General features: G+C 60.5%; 17 protein-coding genes. 13 read left to right on the forward strand and 4 right to left on the reverse strand.

Going from position 1 to position 21,733, the window contains the following annotated elements; all coding sequences use genetic code 11:
• From ispC to tilS, 12 genes are all read left to right on the forward strand, one after another.
• Nucleotides 1-1,194 carry a 1-deoxy-D-xylulose-5-phosphate reductoisomerase gene (gene ispC / locus B6S08_RS10435; protein ID WP_094200748.1) on the forward strand — a complete coding sequence of 398 codons (1,194 nt, stop codon included), beginning with the start codon at nt 1-3 and terminating at the stop codon, nt 1,192-1,194.
• Nucleotides 1,191-2,540, forward strand: a complete 1,350-nt coding sequence (rseP, locus tag B6S08_RS10440) for a sigma E protease regulator RseP (RefSeq protein ID WP_094200749.1) — start codon at nt 1,191-1,193, stop codon at nt 2,538-2,540. The genes ispC and rseP overlap by 4 nt, the downstream gene beginning before the upstream one ends.
• A 30-nt stretch (nt 2,541-2,570) precedes the next feature.
• A complete protein-coding gene (gene bamA / locus B6S08_RS10445) occupies nt 2,571-4,976 on the forward strand; it encodes an outer membrane protein assembly factor BamA (RefSeq protein WP_094200750.1) in 2,406 nt (801 codons plus the stop codon).
• An 85-nt stretch (nt 4,977-5,061) separates the two neighbouring features.
• A complete protein-coding gene (locus B6S08_RS10450) occupies nt 5,062-5,562 on the forward strand; it encodes an OmpH/Skp family outer membrane protein (protein WP_094200751.1) in 501 nt (166 codons plus the stop codon).
• Nucleotides 5,563-5,578: 16 nt separating this feature from the next.
• Entirely contained in the window at nt 5,579-6,601 is a 1,023-nt protein-coding gene (lpxD, locus tag B6S08_RS10455; protein ID WP_094200752.1) for a UDP-3-O-(3-hydroxymyristoyl)glucosamine N-acyltransferase, read from the forward strand.
• Between the two features lie 22 nt (nt 6,602-6,623).
• Nucleotides 6,624-7,085 (forward strand): 3-hydroxyacyl-ACP dehydratase FabZ, encoded by a 462-nt coding sequence (fabZ, locus tag B6S08_RS10460; RefSeq protein WP_014293049.1) that lies wholly within the window; start codon nt 6,624-6,626, stop codon nt 7,083-7,085.
• 2 nt (nt 7,086-7,087) lie between these two features.
• Entirely contained in the window at nt 7,088-7,879 is a 792-nt protein-coding gene (gene lpxA, locus B6S08_RS10465; RefSeq protein WP_211284217.1) for an acyl-ACP--UDP-N-acetylglucosamine O-acyltransferase, read from the forward strand.
• Nucleotides 7,872-9,020, forward strand: a complete 1,149-nt coding sequence (lpxB, locus tag B6S08_RS10470; protein WP_094200754.1) for a lipid-A-disaccharide synthase — start codon at nt 7,872-7,874, stop codon at nt 9,018-9,020. The genes lpxA and lpxB overlap by 8 nt, the downstream gene beginning before the upstream one ends.
• The gene (gene rnhB / locus B6S08_RS10475; RefSeq protein ID WP_094200755.1) at nt 9,017-9,610 is read left to right on the forward strand and encodes a ribonuclease HII; all 594 of its coding nucleotides are present in this window, start codon (nt 9,017-9,019) and stop codon (nt 9,608-9,610) included. The genes lpxB and rnhB overlap by 4 nt, the downstream gene beginning before the upstream one ends.
• The gene (dnaE, locus tag B6S08_RS10480) at nt 9,607-13,080 is read left to right on the forward strand and encodes a DNA polymerase III subunit alpha (protein ID WP_094200756.1); all 3,474 of its coding nucleotides are present in this window, start codon (nt 9,607-9,609) and stop codon (nt 13,078-13,080) included. Before rnhB ends, dnaE begins: the two co-directional genes overlap by 4 nt.
• 9 nt (nt 13,081-13,089) lie before the next feature.
• Nucleotides 13,090-14,046: an acetyl-CoA carboxylase carboxyl transferase subunit alpha gene (gene accA, locus B6S08_RS10485; RefSeq protein ID WP_094200757.1), complete on the forward strand. Its 957-nt coding sequence runs from the start codon at nt 13,090-13,092 to the stop codon at nt 14,044-14,046.
• 149 nt (nt 14,047-14,195) lie between these two features.
• Entirely contained in the window at nt 14,196-15,506 is a 1,311-nt protein-coding gene (gene tilS / locus B6S08_RS10490; RefSeq protein WP_094200758.1) for a tRNA lysidine(34) synthetase TilS, read from the forward strand.
• 53 nt (nt 15,507-15,559) lie between these two features.
• On the opposite strand, the gene B6S08_RS10495 is transcribed toward tilS, so the two are convergent.
• The 4 genes from B6S08_RS10495 to rcsF all read right to left on the reverse strand — a co-directional run bounded on the left by B6S08_RS10495 (nt 15,560) and on the right by rcsF (nt 20,085).
• Nucleotides 15,560-16,714 (reverse strand): patatin-like phospholipase family protein, encoded by a 1,155-nt coding sequence (locus B6S08_RS10495; protein WP_094200759.1) that lies wholly within the window; start codon nt 16,712-16,714, stop codon nt 15,560-15,562.
• Between the two features lie 341 nt (nt 16,715-17,055).
• Nucleotides 17,056-18,768 (reverse strand): proline--tRNA ligase, encoded by a 1,713-nt coding sequence (locus tag B6S08_RS10500; RefSeq protein WP_094200760.1) that lies wholly within the window; start codon nt 18,766-18,768, stop codon nt 17,056-17,058.
• 155 nt (nt 18,769-18,923) lie between these two features.
• A complete protein-coding gene (tsaA, locus tag B6S08_RS10505; RefSeq protein ID WP_094200837.1) occupies nt 18,924-19,625 on the reverse strand; it encodes a tRNA (N6-threonylcarbamoyladenosine(37)-N6)-methyltransferase TrmO in 702 nt (233 codons plus the stop codon).
• Between the two features lie 91 nt (nt 19,626-19,716).
• The gene (gene rcsF, locus B6S08_RS10510; protein WP_094200761.1) at nt 19,717-20,085 is read right to left on the reverse strand and encodes an Rcs stress response system protein RcsF; all 369 of its coding nucleotides are present in this window, start codon (nt 20,083-20,085) and stop codon (nt 19,717-19,719) included.
• Between the two features lie 419 nt (nt 20,086-20,504).
• On the opposite strand from rcsF, the gene B6S08_RS10515 reads away from it, so the two are divergent.
• Nucleotides 20,505-21,731, forward strand: coding sequence for a nucleotide sugar dehydrogenase (locus tag B6S08_RS10515; protein ID WP_094200762.1), 1,227 nt, complete (start codon nt 20,505-20,507; stop codon nt 21,729-21,731).
• The last annotated feature ends 2 nt before the right edge of the window (nt 21,732-21,733 follow it).

Raw genomic sequence — 21,733 nt, forward strand, 5'->3', positions numbered from 1 at the left:
ATGCAACAGCTGACCATACTCGGAGCCAGCGGCTCCATTGGCCAGAGTACGCTTGGGGTGGTACGCCGCCACCCCGAGCGTTTTGGCGTTTTTGCGCTGACCGCCAGCCGTCAGGTTGAACGCATGCTGGCAGACTGCCTGGAGTTCGCGCCCCGTTTTGCGGTGATGGCTGAGCCCGCCGCCGCCGCCGAGCTGCGCCGGCGGCTGAATGAGGCCGGCAGTCGCACACAGGTGCTGGACGGCGCCGAGGCCCTGTGTCAGGTGGCCGCCGAGCCCGAGGTCGATACCGTGATGGCGGCCATAGTGGGCGCCGCCGGCCTGCTGCCCACCCTGGCGGCGGTGCGGGCCGGCAAGCGGGTGCTGCTGGCCAACAAGGAAGCCCTGGTGATGAGCGGCGAGCTGTTTATTGATGCCGTGCATCACAGCGGTGCCGAACTGCTGCCGGTGGACAGCGAGCATAACGCCATCTTCCAGTGCCTGCCCCCCGAGCTGCAACGTACCCCGGGCAGAGGGGACCTCGCCGGCGCCGGTATCGGCAAGATCCTGCTGACCGGCTCCGGCGGACCCTTTCGCTATACCCCGGTAGAGCAGCTTTCCGAGGTAACCCCGGCCGAGGCGGTCAATCACCCCAACTGGTCCATGGGGCCCAAGATTTCCGTGGACTCCGCCACCATGATGAACAAGGGGCTGGAATACATCGAAGCACGCTGGCTGTTTAATGCCGCGCCACACCAGATAGACGTGCTGGTGCACCCCCAGTCGGTGATCCATTCCATGGTGCAGTACTCGGATGGTTCCGTCTTGGCCCAGCTCGGTCAGCCGGATATGATGACTCCTATCGCACACAGCCTGGCCTGGCCCGAACGCATCGAGTCCGGGGTGGCGCCGCTCGACTTCACACGTCTTGGTGAGCTGAGCTTTATGGCACCCGACATGGCCCGTTACCCCTGCCTGCAGCTGGCCATCGACGCCTGTGGAGCGGGGCAGGGCGCCACCACGGCGCTGAATGCGGCCAACGAGGTGGCGGTGGCGGCCTTTCTGGAGCGGCGGCTGGCCTTTATGGCCATCGCCGGTATTAACCAAAAGGTCATGGACAGCCTGGGCGCCAGCCGGGCTCGGTCGCTGGAAGACATTCTGGCCCTGGACGCGCAAGCGCGGCGGCTGGCCGGGCAACTGATCGGGAAGCAAGCATGATCGGCATATTGTGGAACCTGGGCGCCTTTATCGTCGCCCTTGGCATACTGGTGGCGGTACACGAATACGGCCATTTCTGGGTGGCCCGGCGCAATGGCGTGCGGGTCGAGCGCTTTTCCATCGGCTTTGGCAAACCCATCTGGCGCAAGACCGGCCGTGACGGCACCGAATATGTGGTGGCCATGATCCCCCTGGGCGGTTACGTCAAAATGCTCGACGGCAGGGTGGACGAGGTGCCCGCCGAGCTGGCGGATCAGGCTTTTGATCAGAAGTCGGTATGGACGCGCATGGCCATTGTCGTGGCCGGGCCCATGGCCAACTTTCTGTTTGCGGTGTTCGCCTTCTGGCTGATGTTCATGATCGGCGTGCCCTCGGTCAAGCCGGTGCTGCGGGATGTGACCGCCGAGTCGCCGGCGGCCATGGCCGGCCTGCAGCCGGGCATGCAGATCACCGCCATCGATGGCAACGACGTGCTTACCTGGGAAGATGTCAACTTTGCCCTGATCGGCCGTATTGGTGCCGAGCAACTGATCATGCAGGTACAGGATGCCGACGGTCGCAACCAAAGCCTGACGGTGCCGCTGAGCAGCTGGCAGTTCGACCCCGACAGTGAATCGCCCATTTCCGCCCTGGGCCTTCGGCCCGAGGGGGCGACTCCTACCCTGGCCCTGGAGCAGGTGCTGGCGGGGGGCGCCGGCGAACAGGCGGGGCTGCTGCCCGGCGACACCCTGTACAGCGCCAATGGCGAAAAACTCGCCGACTGGGATCAGTTTGTGGCCCTGGTGCAGTCCTCGCCCGGTATTCCGGTGGAACTTGTGGTACAGCGGGGCGGTCAGAGCCTGGACCTGACGCTGACCCCGGCGTTGCGTGAGACCGACGACAGGGCCATTGGCTATGTCGGACTGGCGCCGTCGGTCACCCCGGTGGACGAACGCTACCGTTTCGAGCTGAGCTACGGGCCGGTCAAGGCATTGTGGGCGGGCATGGATCGCACCTGGGAACTGACGGTGCTGACTTTTAACATGATTGGCAAACTGCTGACCGGCATCGTCTCCGTCGACAACCTGAGCGGGCCCATCTCCATCGCCAAGGGCGCCGGTGCCAGCGCCGGGTTCGGCCTGGTGTATTTTCTCAGCTTTATGGCGCTGGTCAGCGTCAACCTGGGCATCATCAACCTGCTGCCCCTGCCGGTGCTCGACGGCGGCCACCTGCTGTTTTACCTGGTAGAAGCGGTGACCGGCCGGCCGGTGCCGGAGCGCGTGCAGGAACTGGGTTTTCGAATAGGAGCGGCCCTGCTGATATTGCTGATGGGGCTGGCACTGTTTAATGACATTGGTCGCCTGTAAGGCGACAAGACACAAGGATCAAGTCAGGCTATGGCAAAAACAAGGGCTATAACCAATACGCTCGCCGCGTCCTGCCTGCTGGGAGCCAGCATGCTGGCTCAGGCACAGGGCGGCATCTCCCCCTTTGTGGTAGAAGACATTCAGGTCAAGGGCCTGCAACGGGTCACCCTGGGGGCCGCGCTGCTCAGTCTGCCGGTACGGGTGGGCGAAGAAGTGGATCAGGCCCAGCTGGCCGAGGCCATTCGCAGCCTCTATGCCTCCGGCAACTTTGAACAGGTGCAACTGCTGCGGGACGGCGACGTGCTGGTGGTGCAGGTGACCGAGCGTCCCACCATTGCCGGCATCAGCTTCAGCGGCAATAAGGAGATCAAAGAAGAGCAACTGCGGGAAAGCCTGGAAGGTGCCGGCGTGCGAGTGGGTGAGCCCCTGGACCGCACCACCCTGAGCGAGCTGGAAAAAGGCCTGGAAGACTTTTATTACGGCGTGGGCAAATACTCCGCCAACGTCAAGGCGGTGCTGACGCCGCTGCCTCGTAACCGGGTGGACCTCAAGTTTGAATTCGTGGAAGGCGAGGCCGCCGAAATCAAGCAGATCAACATTGTCGGCAACCGCGCCTTCAGCGAAGAGCAACTGCTGGATCAGCTGGAGCTGTCCGATGACGTACCCTGGTGGAACATTCTGGGCGACCAGCGTTACCAGAAACAGAAGCTGGCCGGTGACATAGAAACCCTGCGCTCCTTTTACCGCGACCGGGGTTACCTCAAGGCCGACGTGACATCCACTCAGGTGTCCATGTCACCCGACAAGCAGGGTGTCTACATCACCCTTAACGTCACCGAAGGGGAGCAGTACACCGTCTCCGGCGTCAGCCTGCGCGGCAACATGATCGACCGCCAGCGGGAGCTCAATGAACTGGTGCCCATCGAGAAAGGCGACCTCTACTCCGCCGGCGACGTCGCCCATATGGAAGAGCTGCTGTCGCGGTTTCTCGGCCGCTTTGGCTACGCCTATCCGCGTATCAACACCTTTCCGCAGATCGACGAAGCCGCCAAAAAGGTGGAGCTGGTGGTCAACATCGAGCCGGGCAACCGGGTCTATGTGCGCCGTATTAACTTCAGCGGCAACGAAATCACCAAGGACGAGGTGCTGCGCCGGGAAATGCGTCAGGTGGAAGGCACCTGGTTGTCGAGCGAGAACGTCGAGCAGTCCCGTACCCGTCTGAATCGGCTGGGTTACTTTGAAAACGTCGAGGTGGAAACCCGTCGTATTCCCGGTGAAGACGATCTGGTTGACCTGGACGTCAAGGTCAAGGAGCAGCCCGCCGGCTCCATTAACTTTGGGGTGGGCTTTGGTACCGACTCCGGCTTCAGCATTCAGGCCGGACTGCAGCAGGACAACTTCCTCGGCACCGGCAACCGGGTGGGTATCAACTCCCAGATGAACGATTACTCCAAGAACGTGTCGCTGGACTTTACCGACCCCTACTTCACCGTGGATGGTGTCAGCCTGGGTGGCCGGGTCTACTACCGCTCGTTTGAGCCCGATGACGATTTCGGCTCTATCGATTATGAGAGTACCACCTATGGTGTGCGTGGCCTGACCGGCTTTCCCATCGATGAGGACAACAGCCTTAACTTCAGCCTAGGCTATGAGCACAATACCCTGAGCCAGCCGAGCGATCCTTCGCTGCAGCTGCAGGACTTCTGGGCCGACAATGGCGTGAACGACGATGAAGATGTCGCCTTTGACGACTTTGACATTACCGCCGGTTGGACCCGTAACACCCTTAACCGGGGCATGTTCCCCACCGCCGGCAGTCGCCAGAGCGTCAGCGCCAAGGTCACTGTGCCCGGCTCGGACCTGCAGTATTACAAGCTGAGCTTTGACGACGGCCATTATTTCCCGCTGGATCGCAAGCACAACTGGGTGCTGCACGGCAAGTTCCGCGCCGCCTACGGTAACGGCTACGGCAGTACCGGCCGGCTACCGTTCTTTGAAAACTACTACGCAGGCGGCTTTAGCACCCTGCGCGGCTTCAAGAGCAACTCGGTGGGCCCGCGTGCCGTCTATGACGAAAACGGCACCCTGAGCACCGATGGCAGCGCCATTGGCGGTAACGCCCTGCTGGCCGGTTCTCTCGAGCTGATTGTGCCCACGCCCTTTGCCGGTGAAGACCTGCAACGCTCTTTGCGTACCAGCCTGTTTATGGACGTGGGCACGGTATGGGACACCGAATACGATGCGTCACGGTTCGCCGGTTGCACCTCCGGGTGTTATGACTTCGGCGATCCGGGCGAGTATCGTGCTTCGGCCGGCGTCAGCATGCAGTGGCTGTCGCCGCTTGGCCCGCTGGTGTTCTCCCTGGCCACCCCGATCACCGAGGTGGAAGGGGATGAAACTGAGGTGTTCAACTTCAATATCGGCCGTACGTTTTAAATAAAGACGTGAAGGGTGAGGCTTTGGGCGTGAGGAGAAATCGATATCCTCACCCTTCATCCCTCACCGAACAAGGAGCATGCACATGAACAAACTGTTTAAACTGGCCGGCGCCCTGGCGCTGGTGCTGACTGCCACTCTGGCCCAGGCGCAGGGCAAGATCGCCGTGGTGGATACCGGCGAGGTATTTCAGAAAATGCCCCAACGCGAGGTGGTACGTAACCAGCTGAAAAACGAGTTCGCCTCTCGCGTGAAGGAAGTACAGCAGCTGGAAGAGCAGGGCCGCAGCTTTGTGGAAAAACAGCAAAAAGACATGGCCTTTATGAACGACCAGCAAAAGGCCGAGGCCCAGAAAAAACTTAATGATATGCAGGCCAACTTCGTGCAAAAGGCCCGGGCGCTGGAGCAGGATCGGGCCCGCCGCGAAAACGAAGAACGCCAGAAAATGCTGTCGCGCATCAAGGTCGCGATAGATGACATCACCAAGGCGCAGGGTCTGGACCTGGTACTGGAGCGGGGAGCCGTCATTTACATGGTACCTTCCCTCGACATCACCCAGCAGGTGATCAGCCGCGTCAGCAAGTAATAACAAGAGCAAGCCCATGAGCGTAACACTGCAACAACTGGCCCAGGCACTGGGCGCCGAGCTGCACGGCGATGCGGCTGAGCCCATTCTCAAGGTCAACACCCTGGAAAAGGCCGGCCCCGGCGACATCGCCTTTCTCACCGACGGCAAATACCGCCACCTGCTAAAGAGTACGCAGGCCACGGCCGTTATTCTGCGGGCAGAAGACAAGGGCGAAAGCCCGGTGCCCTGTCTGGTGATGAAGGATCCCTACCTCGGCTTTGCCCTGGCGGCCCAGGCCCTTGACACCACACCGGCTCCGGCGGTGGACATTCATCCCACTGCCGTGGTGGCGGACGACGTCACCCTGGGCGAGGGCGTGGCCATCGGCGCCAATGCGGTGATCGAGTCCGGCGTGGTGCTTGAAAGCGGCGTTATCGTCGGTCCCGGCAGCTTCGTGGGCAAAAATACGCGCCTGGGTGCCCGCACCCGGTTGTGGGCCAACGTCACCATCTACCACGGTGTGACCATGGGGACCGACTGCCTGGTGCAGTCGGGCACGGTGATCGGCGCCGACGGCTTCGGTTATGCCAACAACAAAGGGGAGTGGGTCAAGATTCCGCAGCTCGGCGGCGTGGTCATCGGTAACCGGGTGGAAATCGGCGCCTGTACTACCATAGACAGGGGGGCTCTGGACGACACCCGCATCGCCGACAACGTGATCATCGACAACCAGTGCCAGATCGCCCACAACGTGGAAATCGGCTACGGCACCGCCATGGCGGGAGGCACCATCATGGCCGGTAGTCTCAAGGTCGGTAAATATTGTATTATTGGCGGCGCCTCGGTGTTCAACGGCCACATGGAGATCTGTGACGGCGTCACCATTACCGGCATGGCCATGGTGATGCGACCCATTACCGAGCCCGGCATCTATTCCTCCGGTATTCCGCTGCAACCGAACAAGGAATGGCGCAAAACGGCGGCGCGCGTGATGCGCATCGACGACATGCACAAGCGGCTGAGCCAGCTTGAGAAAAAATTAAACAACAAAGATTAAGCACATTTGGTAGGGTTAAATTTTGAGTAACGAACTGAATCAGTTGGACATCCAGGAAATTCTGGAACTGTTGCCGCACCGCTATCCTTTTCTGATGGTCGACAAGGTGGCCCACTACGAAATCAGCCCTGAGCGCAAGACGCTGCGCGGCATCAAGAACGTGTCGTTCAACGAGCCCATGTTCACCGGCCACTTTCCCAACAAGCCGGTGTTTCCCGGTGTGCTGATCCTGGAAGCCATGGCCCAGGCCACCGGCATTCTGGCATTCAAGATGGTGGGCAAGCCCAAGCCCAATGAGCTGTATTACTTTGCTTCCATCGACAACGCCCGTTTTAAGCGCCCCGTGGTACCGGGAGATCAACTGGTGCTGGACGTGGTTTATCTGAAAGAACGCAGAGGCATTGCCAAGTTTACCGGTGTTGCCAGCGTTGACGGCGAAGTAGTGTGCACCGCCGAGCTGATGTGTGCCAAACGCGAGGGTTGAGTGTGAGTGAACAAGGTGCAGTGATCCATGAAACCGCCATCGTCCACCCCAGCGCCGTTATCGGCAAGGGCGTGGAGATTGGCCCCTGGACCCTGGTTGGTCCCGACGTGGAAATTGGTGACGACTGCTGGATTGGCCCCCATGTGGTGATCAAGGGGCCCACCCGCATCGGCAAGCGCAACCGTATTTTCCAGTTTGCCTCCATCGGTGAAGACTGCCAGGACAAGAAGTACGCCGGCGAGCACACCGTGCTGGAAATTGGCGACGACAACGTTATTCGTGAATCCTGCACCTTTCACCGGGGCACGTCTCAGGATGAAAGCCTCACCACAGTGGGCAGCCGCAACCTGTTTATGGTGAACGTGCATGTGGCCCACGACTGCCGCATTGGCAGCGATTGCATTTTTGCCAACAACGCCACTCTGGCGGGGCATGTGCACATCGGTGACCACGTCATCTTTGGTGGTCATGCCGCCATTCACCAGTTTGGCCGGGTTGGCAGCCACGCCTTTATCGCCGGCTGCGCCGCGCTCAATAAAGATGTGCCGCCCTATGTGATGGCCGCCGGGCTCTACGCCAAGCCCTTTGGCATTAACTCCGAAGGCCTGCGCCGCCGGGGCTTCAGCAAGGAAGCCATCTCCGCCATCAAGCAGGCCTACAAGGAAATCTTCCGCAGCGGCAAGACCGTGGAGGAAGTGCTTCCGGCCCTGCAGGCGCTAAGTGACAAGCAGCCGGAAGTGGCCATCATGGTCGACTTCCTCAAGGCCAACGAGCGCGGGATTATTCGTGCCTGAGGCGCCGCTGCGTATTGGCATCGTCGCCGGTGAAGTCTCCGGCGACACCCTTGGCGCAGGACTCATTCGCGAGCTGCGCCGCCGCCATCCCGATGCCATCATTGAAGGCATAGCCGGCCCGCAGATGCAGGCCGAGGGCTGTAAGGCCCTGTTCGACATGGAAGAGCTGGCGGTAATGGGCGTGGTGGAAGTGCTGGGCCGGCTGCCGCGCATTCTGCAAATTCGCAAGCAGATCATTCGGCATTTCATTGCCAACCCACCCGATGTGTTCGTGGGCATCGATGCCCCCGATTTCAACATCGGTGTGGAGCACAAACTCAAGCAAACGGGCATTGCCACCGTGCACTACGTCAGCCCCTCGGTCTGGGCCTGGCGGCAGAACCGCATTCACAAGGTCAAGGCCGCCACCGATCTGGTGCTGGCCTTTCTGCCCTTTGAAAAGGCGTTTTACGACCGCTTTGATGCCCCCTGTCGTTTTATCGGCCATACCCTGGCGGATAAAATGCCGCTGCTGCCCGACACTCGGGGTGCCCGGGAACGCCTGGGCCTGGATGTGAATGGTCGCTATCTGGCGCTGCTGCCCGGCAGCCGCCACGCCGAGGTGACCCTGCTGGCCCCGGTGTACCTGGAGGCCTGCAAGCAGCTCAAGGTGCGCCACCCCGAGCTTCAATTTGTGGTGCCCCTGGTCAGCGAAAAGCGCCGCCAGGAGTTTCTCGCCATCAAGGAGCGAGTAGCGCCCGGGCTCGATATTACCCTGATTGAAGGGCAAGGTCGCGAGGTGATGACCGCCGCCGATGTGGTGCTGTTGGCATCCGGCACCGCCACCCTGGAAGCCATGCTGGCCAAAAAGCCCATGGTTGTGGGCTATAAACTGAAAGACTTCAGTTACTGGCTGGCCCAGCGGCTGGTGAAAACCGAGCATGTGTCGCTGCCCAACCTGCTGGCGGATCAGACCCTGGTGAGCGAGCTGATTCAGCACGAATGCACCCCCTGCCATATCGTGGACGAAATCGGCAAGCTGCTTGATAACGACACCAGTGAGCTGGTGGCCCACTTTACCCAACTGCACAAACGTATTCGTTGCAATGCCGACGAACAGGCCGCCCTGGCGGTGCTGGAGCTGGCAACCAGAAAACCATGAGCGACATTATTTACCCCAGCGGCGTGCTGGTGGCCGGGGTCGACGAAGTGGGGCGGGGCCCCCTGGTCGGCGACGTGGTCACCGCCGCCGTGATTCTTGACCCGAATCGTCCCATTCCCGGCCTGGCCGACTCCAAGAAAATCAGCGAGAAAAAGCGTGAGCTGCTGGCGCCGCTTATTCGCGAGCATGCCCTGGCCTGGGCCATTGGCCGTTGCAGCGCCGCCGAAATCGACCAGCTCAATATATTGCAGGCCACCATGCTGGCCATGACCCGGGCGGTGGCGCGGCTTGCGGTACAGCCCGGCTTTGTGTTTATCGACGGCAACCGCTGTCCCAGTTTGCCCATGCCCGCCCAGGCGGTGGTCAAGGGCGACAGCCGAGTGGCGGAGATCAGCGCCGCCTCTATTCTCGCTAAGGTGGCGCGGGATCAGGAAATGCTGGCCCTGGATGCCTTGCACCCCGAATACGGCTTTGCCCGCCACAAGGGCTACCCCACCAAAGAGCATCTGGCGGCCCTGGCCGAGCACGGTGCCCTGCCCGAGCACCGCAGAAGCTTTAAACCCGTGGCCCGGGCGCTGGAGGGCGCATGACCCCGAGCTTTATTCACCTGCGCATTCATTCCGACTTCTCCATGGTGGATGGCCTGGCCAAGATCGGCCCCATCACCGGCCGAGTGCAGGAGCTGGGCTATCCGGCGCTGGCGCTGACCGACCAGATGAATATGTGCGGCCTGGTGCGCTTCTACGGCGATGCCCATAAAAAGGGCCTGAAGCCCATTGTCGGCACCGATTTCTGGGTGCAAAGCGAGGAAATGGGCGAGCAGCTGTTTCGCCTTACCCTGCTGGCCATGGACAACACCGGCTACCAGAACATCACCCTGCTGATATCAAAGGCCTACGAGCGCGGTCATATTCAGCACAGGCCGGTGATCGACAAAGACTGGCTGGCAGAGCACAGTGACGGGCTGATTATTCTGTCCGGCGGCCGGGAAGGGGACGTGGGGGTCTATCTGCTCAAGGGCAACCAGACCCTTGCCGAACAATGCCTGCGCTTTTATCAGCAGCATTTTGCCGACCGTTATTACCTTGAGCTGCTGCGTACCGGTCGCCCCGACGAGGAAAGCTACCTGCACATGGCGGTGGCGCTGGCGGCCGAAGCGCAGCTGCCGGTAGTGGCCACCAACGAGGTGGTGTTTCTCGACAAGAGCGACTTTGACGCCCACGAGATTCGCGTGGCCATTCACGATGGCTACACCCTGGACGACAAGCGCCGGCCCAAACGCTACAGCCCCGAGCAATACCTGAAAAGCGCCGAGGAAATGGCCGAGCTCTTTGCCGACATTCCCGAGGCGCTGGAAAACAGCGTGGAGATCGCCAAGCGCTGCAACGTGACCGTGCGCCTGGGCGAGTACTTTTTGCCGGACTTTCCCACCGGCGACATGAGTATTGAAGACTTCCTGGTCAAGTGCTCGGAAGAAGGCCTGGAAGAGCGGCTGGAGTTTCTGTTTCCGGATCCACAGGTGCGCGCCGACAAGCGCGGGGAATACGACGAGCGCCTGAAGATTGAACTCGACGTGATCAACCAGATGGGCTTTCCCGGCTACTTCCTGATCGTGATGGAGTTTATTCAGTGGTCCAAGGACAACGGCATTCCCGTGGGGCCGGGCCGGGGTTCCGGCGCCGGCTCCCTGGTGGCCTACGCCCTGAAGATCACCGATCTGGACCCGCTTGAATTTGACCTGCTGTTTGAACGCTTTCTGAACCCCGAGCGGGTGTCCATGCCCGACTTCGATATCGACTTCTGCATGGACCGCCGGGATGAAGTGATTGATCACGTGGCCGAACTCTACGGCCGGGACGCGGTATCCCAGATCATCACCTTTGGCACCATGGCCGCCAAGGCGGTGGTGCGCGATGTGGGCCGGGTGCTGGGCCACCCCTACGGCTTTGTGGATCGCATTTCCAAGCTGATTCCGCCCGATCCGGGCATGACCCTGGCCAAGGCCTTTGAGGCCGAGCCCAAACTGCCCGAGCTCTACGATCAGGACGAGGAAGTCCGTGCACTGATTGACATGGCTCGCGTGCTGGAAGGGGTGACCCGCAACGCCGGCAAGCACGCCGGTGGCGTGGTGATCGCGCCCACCAAAATCACCGACTTCGCACCGCTTTATTGCGACGCCGAAGGCCGCCACCCGGTGACCCAGTTCGACAAGAACGACGTGGAATCCGCCGGCCTGGTGAAATTCGACTTTCTCGGCCTGCGCACCCTGACCATCATCGACTGGGCGCTGGGCATGATAAACCCGCGCCTGGAGAAGGAAGGCAAGCCAACCGTCGACATTGCCGCCATTCCCATCGACGACAAGCCCTCGTTCCAGCTGCTCAAGCGCTTTGAAACCACGGCGGTGTTCCAGCTGGAATCCCGCGGTATGAAGGATCTGATCAAGCGCCTTCAACCGGACTGCTTTGAAGACATGATCGCCCTGGTGGCGCTGTTCCGTCCGGGCCCGCTGCAGTCGGGCATGGTGGACAACTTTATCGACCGCAAACACGGTCGAGAAGCGGTGTCCTATCCCGATGAGCAGTGGCAGCACGAGTCGCTCAAGCCCATTCTTGAGCCCACCTACGGCATTATTCTGTATCAGGAGCAGGTAATGCAGATAGCCCAGGTGCTGGCAGGCTATTCCCTCGGTGGCGCCGACCTGTTGCGCCGGGCCATGGGTAAAAAGAAACCCGAAGAAATGGCCAAGCAGCGGGCCGGCTTTGAGGCGGGCGCCGTGTCCCAGGGCATTGACGGCGAACTGGCGATGAAGATCTTTGACCTGGTGGAGAAATTCGCCGGGTATGGCTTCAACAAGTCACACTCCGCCGCCTATGCTTTGGTGTCTTACCAGACCCTGTGGCTGAAAACCCACTACCCGGCCGAGTTTATGGCGGCGGTGATGACCGCCGACATGGACAACACCGACAAGGTGGTGACCCTGGTGGACGAATGCCAGCGCATGGGGCTGACCCTCATTCCCCCCGACGTCAATACCGGTCGCTATCGTTTTACCGTGAACGAAGACGGTCATATCGTCTACGGCATCGGCGCCATCAAGGGCGTGGGTGAGGCACCTATTGAATCCATTCTCGAGGCGCGGGAAAAAGACGGTCCGTTCCGGGATCTGTTCGATTTCTGCAACCGAGTGGATCTGAAGCGGCTCAACAAGCGGGTGATGGAAAAACTCATCCTCTCCGGTGCCATGGACCGGCTGGGTCCGCACCGGGCTTCCATTATGGCCTCGCTCGAAGAAGCCATGAAGGCCGCCGATCAGCATGCCAAGGCCGAGGCCCTGGGACAGGGAGACATGTTCGGCGTGCTGGTGGAAGAGGAAAACGTCGAGCATGCCTTTGCCGACGTGCCGCACTGGCCCGACAAAATCTGGCTGGACGGCGAGCGCGATACCCTCGGGCTCTACCTCACCGGCCACCCCATCAACCAGTATGCCAAGGAGCTGCGCCACTACACCAGCGGCCGGCTGAGCGAAGTGCAGCCCGGCGGCCGTGATCGAGTGAGCACGGTGGCGGGGCTGGTGATTGCCGCCCGGGTGATGACCACCAAGCGGGGCAACCGCATGGGCATTCTCACCCTGGACGACAAATCCGGCCGGCTCGACGTGACCCTGTTCTCCGATGCACTGGAACGCTATGAGTCTTTGCTGGAAAAAGATAAAATTCTGGTCATCAGTGGACAGGTCAGCTTTGACGACTTCTCCGGTGGCCTTAAAATGTCGGCCAGGGAAGTACTTGATATCAGCGATGCCCGGGAGCGCTTTGCCCGCGGGCTCGCACTGTACATCGACAAAAGCCGCATCGATCAGGGCTTTTTTACTCAATTGCTGGACATACTCACGCCGGTAAGGGCGGGCGTATGTCCTGTGCGTGTGACCTATAACCGACCCGGCGCAAGAGCCGAGCTCACTCTGGGCACCGAGTGGCGGGTAACCCCCACCGACCAGATGCTGGAATCGCTCAGGGGCTTGCTGGGTTCGGACAAGGTCGAACTGATTTTTGACTAGAGGGCAGCCATGAGCCACCATTTCCTGGATTTTGAACAACCCATCGCCGAGCTTCAGGCCCAGATTGAAGAGCTTCGTCACATGGGCGAAGGCGAAGGCCTCGACATCGACCTGGATGAAGAGATCGGCCGTCTGGAAACCAAGCGTGACGAGCTGACCAAAAAGGTCTTCAACAACCTGGGTCCCTGGCAGATCTCCCAGCTGGCCCGTCACCCTCGTCGTCCCTACACCAAAGACTACCTGGAGCTGATGTTTGGTGAGTTCGACGAGCTGGCCGGCGATCGCGCCTATGCCGACGACAAGGCCATTGTGGGCGGTGTGGCCCGCTTTGACGGTCGTCCGGTGATGGTGATCGGCCACCAGAAGGGCCGTGAGACCAAGGAAAAGATCAAGCGCAACTTCGGCATGCCGCGTCCGGAAGGCTACCGCAAGGCCCTGCGCCTGATGGAAATGGCCGAGCGCTTTAAAATGCCCATTCTCACCTTTATCGACACCCCTGGTGCCTACCCGGGCGTGGGTGCGGAAGAGCGTGGCCAGAGTGAAGCCATTGCCCGTAACCTCAAGGTGATGGCCGGCCTCAAGACTCCCATTATCTGCACCGTGGTGGGTGAAGGCGGCTCCGGCGGCGCCCTGGCCATTGGCGTGGGCGATCGGGTCAACATGCTGCAGTATTCCACCTATTCGGTGATCTCGCCGGAAGGCTGTGCCTCCATTCTGTGGAAGAGCGCCGACAAGGCCTCGGTGGCCGCGGAAGCCATGGGTATCACCGCCGGTCGTATTCACGAGCTGGGCCTGATCGACAACGTGGTGGAAGAGCCCATGGGTGGTGCCCACAGCAACCCGCTGCTGATGGCCGAGCGCCTGAAACAGCGGCTGGTAACTGACTTGGCCGATCTCGACCGGCTCGACACCGACAGCCTGCTGGAACAACGCTACCAGCGCCTGATGAAATACGGCTACTGCTGACCCGGCTTTGCCGGGAGCGGTAAGCCAGAAGCTTGAAGCCATAAGAAAGCCGTAGGTTGGCGATGAGCGTAGCGAATCCCAACATTTGAGCCGAGCGCCTGAATGTTGGGATCTGTTCCAGCCTACCTTCTACTTCCTGTCACAACACCATGTCTCTCTACTCCCACTTTCACCAACGCCTTCACGATCTTTACCCGCAAGGGCCGCTTTATGTTGCCTTCAGCGGCGGGCTCGACTCCACCGTGTTGCTGGTGCTGGCGGCACAATTGGCCGCCGAGCAAGAGCGTGAGCTGGTGACCTTGCACGTGCACCACGGCCTGCAGACGGTGGCAAAGGCCTGGCCACAACACTGTGTGCAGGTAGCAAATGAGTTGGGGGTGGATTGCCGCATTCTGAGCGTAAAGGTGGAAACCGGTCCGCGCGTGAGTGTTGAGGCCGCCGCCCGTGACGCCCGTTATGCCGCCCTGGCCGCCGAGCTGCCACCGGGAGCGGCCCTGCTGACCGGACACCATCTGGATGATCAGGCCGAGACCCTGTTGCTGGCGCTCAAGCGTGGCGCCGGCATCAAGGGGCTGGCCGCCATGCCGGAAAGCAAACCCCTGGGGCGAGGCGTGCAGTTGCGGCCGCTGCTGGAGATGGCTCGTGCCGAGCTTGAATGCTTTGCCACTGAGCAGGGTTTACGCTGGGTAGAAGATCCGTCCAACGCCGACAACCGCTTTGACCGCAACTTTCTGCGCAACGACATTTTGCCCCGGCTGCAGACGCAATGGCCGGCCTTTGCCCGCACCGCCAGCCGCAGCGCGGCCTTGTGTGCCGAACAGCTGGAGCTGGCGCAAGCCCTGGCCGAACAGGATCTGCCGGCGCTGCAAAATGCCGGCGGCGGGCTCAGCATTGCCGGCCTGCAGTCGCTCAGCCCGGCCCGGCGCAACAATGCCCTGCGCCACTGGCTGGGTGAGCGGGGGCTGCATTTAAGCCGCAGCCAGCTGGAGGTAGCCTGGCGGGAGCTGGCGCTGGCCCGTGAGGATGCCGAGCCTCTGCTGGCGATTGGCGGCAACGAGCTGCGCCGGTATCTGGGGCATTTGTATGTGCCGGCACTGCAGGGGGAGCCGGTGGCGCTGTCGGCCCTTCAGCCTGAACAGTGGCATGATCTGGGCGTGGGCCGGTTGCGACTACGCCAAGTGCCGGACGTAGCGAATATTTGCGGTGCCTTGGCACTGAATGAGCTGCATATCGCCTTTGCCGTGCCCGGCCTGCGGGCGCACCCCGCAGGCCGCAGCGGTTCGCGCCCCTTAAAAAAGCTGTGGCAGGAATACGGCGTGCCGCCCTGGCAACGGACACGCATTCCCTTGCTGATGCTGGGCGATCAATTGGTTGCCGCAGTGGGGATGTTTATCTGTGCCGACTATGCCGCCGAGGCAGACCAACCCGGCTGGCAGCTTGAGTGGATAGCTGAAACGTAGGCGGCCCTGCCGCGCTCCGATACGTCTCTCGTCTTACGTCCTTCGTCTCACTGCTAGGTTCCCGTTTTTTGCAGCGAGGCTTCCAGCCCCAGAAAGGCGCACACCTCATCCAGCCGCTGATGGGTGTCGGCATAGCCCAGATCAATCAGCTCTTGAGTATAGGCCTGCTCAAACAGCAAAAAGCTGGCCAGACCGGTGGCATCCCCGGCTTCCACCCCGAACAGCCTGAGCATGGCACGAATGTTCCAGGGCAGGCGATGGAAGTGCTGCAGGGTCATTTCGTCCAGGTTGCGGCTGGGCTTGAGCACCAGGTTGTCGATATGGCGCAGGCTCAGCTGTTCCCGCTTGCGCTCGGGGATCAGCCGAATGGTGCTGTTGATGCGCTGCAACCGCTCAATGTCTGAGGTGAGGGCATCGGTAAACACCGTATCCAGCAGGTGACCGGCAATGTCGGAGCTGCTGGGATCGCTGGGCAGGTGATCCGGATCGGGTTCGTCGCTGGCCAGGGTAATGATCAGGATTCTGCTGGCACCCAGGTGAATGGCCGGACTGAGCGGGTTGAGCTGGTGAATGGAGCCGTCACCGAAGTAGTGGTTCTGCAGCCTGCAGGGCTTGAAGATAAAGGGCAGGGCACTGCTGGCCATCAGGTGCGGCGTGGCGATAATGGACGATCGCCCCGAACGGCCCGCCCGGGCCCAGGGCTGATGATGGGGCCGGCCCTGAAAAAAGGTAGTGGAGTCCCCGGTGTTGTAGTTTGAAGCGGTGACCGCCAGCACCTCCAGTGCACCGTAAAGCAGGTTATTGTCGATGCGCTGGAAGTCGATCAGGGTTTCCAGCAGCCGCTCCAGCGGGCTGTTGTCAAACAGTGGCAGCGCCATTTGCGCAGGCCGGCCCAGCATGCCGCTGGCCAGGCTTTTCACCGAGTGCGCCACAATGCGGCCGAGCTGCAGCCGCAGCACCTTGTGGGTATTGAGGTGGCGCCACACATATTCCAGCTTGCGCACTCCCAGATGAAAACACGAGGCATAGCAGGCCAGCGCCGTGGCGTTGATGGCCCCGGCCGAGGTGCCGCACAAAATGGGAAAGGGAATGGCGTGCCCCCGTGGATAACAATCGGCAATGGCCTTGAGCACGCCCACCTGATACGCGGCCCGCGCACCACCGCCGGTCATCACCAGCGCACAGGTATTGCTGGCTTCTCGTTCCATGATGATCCTCCCTTTTGGTTCAGTATAAATAACCATTTAAAAGGGAAGAGGAAAGATGGCTCAAGTGGAGAGCAGGCCTACAAGCTTGCGCCAGGACCGTAGGTTGTAATGAGCCTCAGCGAATTCCAACATGACGCAGTCGCCAGTGGTTGTTGTGGTTCGCTTCGCTCATCACAACCTACTCGACCACCTGCGCCTGACCGCTGCACAGCACCAGCTAAAGGTTGGCGCTTCGCACCAATATGCGACCAGGCTGGCCGCGACGCCCCGCCCGCGCTCCAAGGCGCTTAAAGAAAGTTGGCGCTACAAAGCAAAAGCGCCCTGGCGGGCGCTTCAAGTAATTACAGCAGGCCTTGCACCTTGGCCACGATATCGGCAATGGCCACTTCCTGCTTGTCGCCGCCACGGCGGTGTTTGTATTCCACCACTTCGTTGTCTAGGCCGCGCTCGCCAATCACAATGCTGTGGGGCACACCCAGCAGCTCCATGTCGGCAAACATGACGCCAGGGCGTTCCTTGCGATCGTCGAACAGCACTTCAATACCGGCGGAGGTCAGCTCGGCGTAGAGCTTTTCGGCCACTTCCTGCACCCGGTGAGACTTGTGCATGTTCATGGGAATGATGGCCACTTGGAAGGGGGCGATGGCGTCGGGCCAGATAATGCCGCGATCGTCGTGGTTCTGTTCAATGGCGGCGGCCACAATACGCGATACGCCGATGCCGTAGCAGCCCATTTCCAGCACGGTGGCCTTGCCGCCTTCGTTCAGCACGGTGGCATTCATCTTCTCGGAGTAGTTGTTGCCCAGCTGGAAGATATGGCCTACTTCAATGCCGCGTTTGATCTGCAGCACGCCCTTGCCGCAGGGGCTGGGGTCGCCTTCGCGCACGTTGCGCAGATCGGCCACGTCGGGCAGCGGCAGGTCGCGGCCCCAGTTAATGCCAAAGTAATGCTTGTCGTCGATATTGGCGCCGGCGCCAAAGTCGCTCATTACCGCCACGGCGCGATCCACAATGACCGGCACCGGCATGTTCAGCGGACCTAGGGAGCCGGGGCCGGCGCCCACGGCGGCGCGTACTTCTTCCTCGGTGGCAAAGGTCAGGGGGCTGGCCACCTGGGGCAGTTTCTCGGCCTTCACTTCGTTGAGTTCGTGATCGCCGCGCACCAGCAGCGCCACCAGGGTGGCGTCTACATCGTCGGCGGCCTTCACCAGCAGGGTCTTCACGGTCTGCTCAATGTGCAGGCCGAAGTTGTCCACCAGGGCGGCAATGGTTTTGGTGTTGGGGGTGTCGACCAGGGTCATTTCCTGGGTTGGTGCATCGGCGCTGTCTTTGGGCGCCAGGGCCTCGGCCATTTCAATATTGGCGGCGTAATCCGACTCGGTTGAGAAGGCAATGTCGTCTTCCCCGCTCTGGGCCAGCACGTGGAACTCGTGCGAGGCACTGCCGCCAATGGCGCCGGTGTCGGCGAGCACGGCGCGGAAGTCCAGTCCCATGCGCTCAAACACCCGGCTATAGGCCTGATACATGTCGTCGTAGGTCTGCTGCAGGCTTTCCTGCGTGGTGTGGAAGGAGTAGGCGTCCTTCATGACAAACTCGCGGGAGCGCATCACCCCAAAGCGCGGGCGCACTTCGTCGCGGAACTTGGTCTGGATCTGATACAGGTTCAGGGGCAGCTGTTTGTAAGATGCCACCTCGTTGCGCACCAGGCTGGTGATCACTTCCTCGTGAGTGGGACCCAGCACAAAGGGGCGGTCGTGGCGGTCTTTAATGCGCAGCAGCTCGGGACCGAACTTGTCCCAGCGACCGGTTTCCTGCCACAGATCGGCGGGCTGCACCACCGGCATCAGCATTTCAATGGCGCCGGCCCGGTTCATTTCTTCGCGCACAATGGCGGCGACCTTGTTCAATACCCGCAGACCGCTGGGCAGCCAGCTGTAGAGGCCTGAAGCCAGCTTGCGGATCATGCCCGCGCGCAGCATCAGCTGATGGCTGATCACCTCGGCGTCGCTCGGGGTTTCTTTGAGGGTGGAAAGCAGGTATTGGCTGGTACGCATGAACGAGAACCTTGTAAGCTTGAAGTCCGTTAAAGCCCGAATTGTAGCAGGGGGGCGGGGCAGGCAGAAGAGTCTTGTGGTTTACAGCCTTACAGGCCCGGCTTCAGCCGGGCTAGGTGTCATGCTGACGATCTCTTGCACCAATAAATTGGGGTCTACAGGCGCTCCAGTTCTAACACCCGAGTCAGCTGCCCAAACACCTCATAGCGCACGTTATAGTCATACAACCGTACGCCATACTGCTGCCATTGCTGTAGCTGCTTCTTGTAGGCCGGGCGCGGATCCTGCACCAGCACCTCGGTAATGAATTCTTTCAGTTCGGGAATAGTCGAGCGGGCGCAGGCCTGCTCGGCTTCGGGGGAGAAAATGACTTCCATGCCCAAATCCGGCGGGGCCGGGGCAAAGCCGCCGTGGGCGTGGGGCACGGCGTCGGCCCAGGGAATATACGGTTTGATATCGACAATGGGGGTGCCGTCTACCAGATCCACGCCACCCAGCTCCAGCCATACCCTGCTGCCGTCTTTGCACATGTCGCGCAGCTCTACCACCGAGAGTCCGATGGGGTTGGGCCTGAAAGTGGAGCGGGTGGAAAACACGCCCACGCGCTCGTTACCGCCCAGGCGAGGCGGGCGCACGGTTGGCTTCCAGCCCTGCTCCATGGTCTGGTGAAACACAAACACCAGCCACAAATGGCTGAATTCGCCCAGCCCGCGAAACGCGCTGGGGTCATTATAGGGAGGCAACATCTCCAGCTGCGCCCGGGCCCGGCTTACCAGCCCCGGCTGGCGCGGCACTGCAAACTTTTCCTTGTAGGGTGAGCGAATCGTGCCGATAGGGTCGAGCTTGATGGTGGTCATATTAATCCAGTAGTAGGCCCGGCTTTGGCCGGGCAATTCATGCATTGGTGGACGGTTGTGATCCCAATGAATTGGGGCCTGCAATCTCACGTCACTCGTTAACCACCAGTGCCTGGCCGCTGCACAGCACCTGCTCAATGCAACCGGGCATGTCTTCAAAGCGAATGCAGCGATCCAGCAAAATGCCATTGGCGCCCATGTCGGCGGCACGGCGACGAATATCGGCGCGTGCGTCGGCGTCCTTGGGCGGCGGCTCGTTGGCCTCAACCTGGCAGGCTTCACCTTCCACCGTGCCCAGACTCACATAGTTCGCAGCCTTGAGCTCCTCGCGACCATAAAGCTTTACATTGCTGCCCTTGTAGTAGTCCTTGATGCCGGCCGGCGACACATTGCTGTCGAACCCCATGTTGGCGCAGCCGGACAGGGTGAGGGTGACCAGGGCAATACCGAGAACACGCATGACAAATCCTTAAGATCAGAGTGAGTTACCTTTATTTTGCACCGGGCGGCGCATTAGGTCGAATGAAATTGGCCTGCAGCATCAACCCTGGCGGGCGGGCTGGCACTGACGTTTCTTCCGGCTTGCCGAGCCAGTGTCTCCTCGGTTTAGGTTCCGCGGACAGTGGAGCAAGCCCTGGCCCCTTGCCGGGCAAGGTTTTATCGGGTGACCAAATCCGCTAAACTTGTGCGCCTTTGTAACGAGCCGCCCATGCCTTGCAGCATGCGATTTTCCGGGCGCCAGCAGTACAGTCAGCGGCCGTGGGGGAATGGCCATCATAACCCTTTGGGCGGTAGCGTGCATTTTAGGCACCAAGCGGCTGCGTACGCCTCCCGGACCCTGTTTTCTCTCTAAACAACTAATCAAAAAAGAACCACATCATGAAAATTGCCATTGTCGGTACTGGCTATGTGGGCTTGTCCAACGCCATGTTGCTTGCCCAGCATAACGAGGTGGTTGCCCTCGACATCGTTCCAGACAAGGTGCAGTTACTTAACGATCGCCAATCTCCCATTGTGGATGCGGAGATCAGCGAATTTCTGCAAAACAAGGTCATTCGTTTTAGTGCGACCCTGGACAAGGAAGAAGCCTACCGGAATGCAGATTTCGTGGTGATCGCCACACCGACCGACTATGACCCCGATACCAATTACTTCAACACCGGCAGCGTAGAGGCGGTGGTCCGGGACGTGCTCGGCATCAATCCCGAGGCGGTGATGGTTATCAAGTCCACCGTGCCGGTGGGCTATACCCAGCGGCTGAAAGAGGTAATGGGCACCGACAACATCCTCTTCTCGCCGGAATTCCTGCGTGAAGGCAAGGCGCTGCACGACAACCTGTATCCTTCCCGCATCATAGTGGGAGAGCAGTCGGAGCGCGCCGAGGTCTTTGCCGGGCTGTTGCTGCAAGGGGCAATAAAGAAGGATGTGCCGGTACTCTACACCAACAGCACCGAGGCCGAGGCGGTCAAGTTGTTTTCCAATACCTACCTGGCCATGCGTGTGGCCTACTTCAATGAGCTGGACAGCTATGCAGAAAGCCACGGCCTGGACAGCCGCCAGATAATCGAAGGTGTGGGGCTGGATCCGCGCATTGGCAACCACTACAACAATCCCAGCTTTGGCTACGGAGGCTACTGTCTGCCGAAAGACACCAAGCAACTGCTGGCCAACTATCAAGACGTGCCCAGCAACATTATTCAGGCCATTGTCGACGCCAACACCACCCGCAAAGACTTTATTGCCAACCAGATAATAGAAAAACTCAACCGCTCCCTTGCAGCCTGTCATTCCGGCCTTGAGCCGGAATCTCCAGCGGCCAGCACAAAGCCTACAGTAGGCATCTACCGTCTGGTAATGAAGGCCGGCTCTGACAACTTCCGTGCCTCAGCGATCCAGGGGGTGATGAAACGGATCAAGGCCAAGGGTATTGAGGTAGTGGTGTATGAGCCGGTGCTAGAGTGTGACGAGTTTTACCACTCTCGGGTGGTGAACAATCTGGAGAAATTCAAGCAATTGGCAGATGTGATAGTCGCCAATCGGCCTTCCGGTGAACTGCATGATGTAGCAGACAAGGTATATACGCGCGATTTATTTGGGAATGACTAACT

This window comes from Oceanimonas doudoroffii (assembly GCF_002242685.1).
Taxonomy (GTDB): Bacteria; Pseudomonadota; Gammaproteobacteria; order Enterobacterales; family Aeromonadaceae; genus Oceanimonas; species Oceanimonas doudoroffii.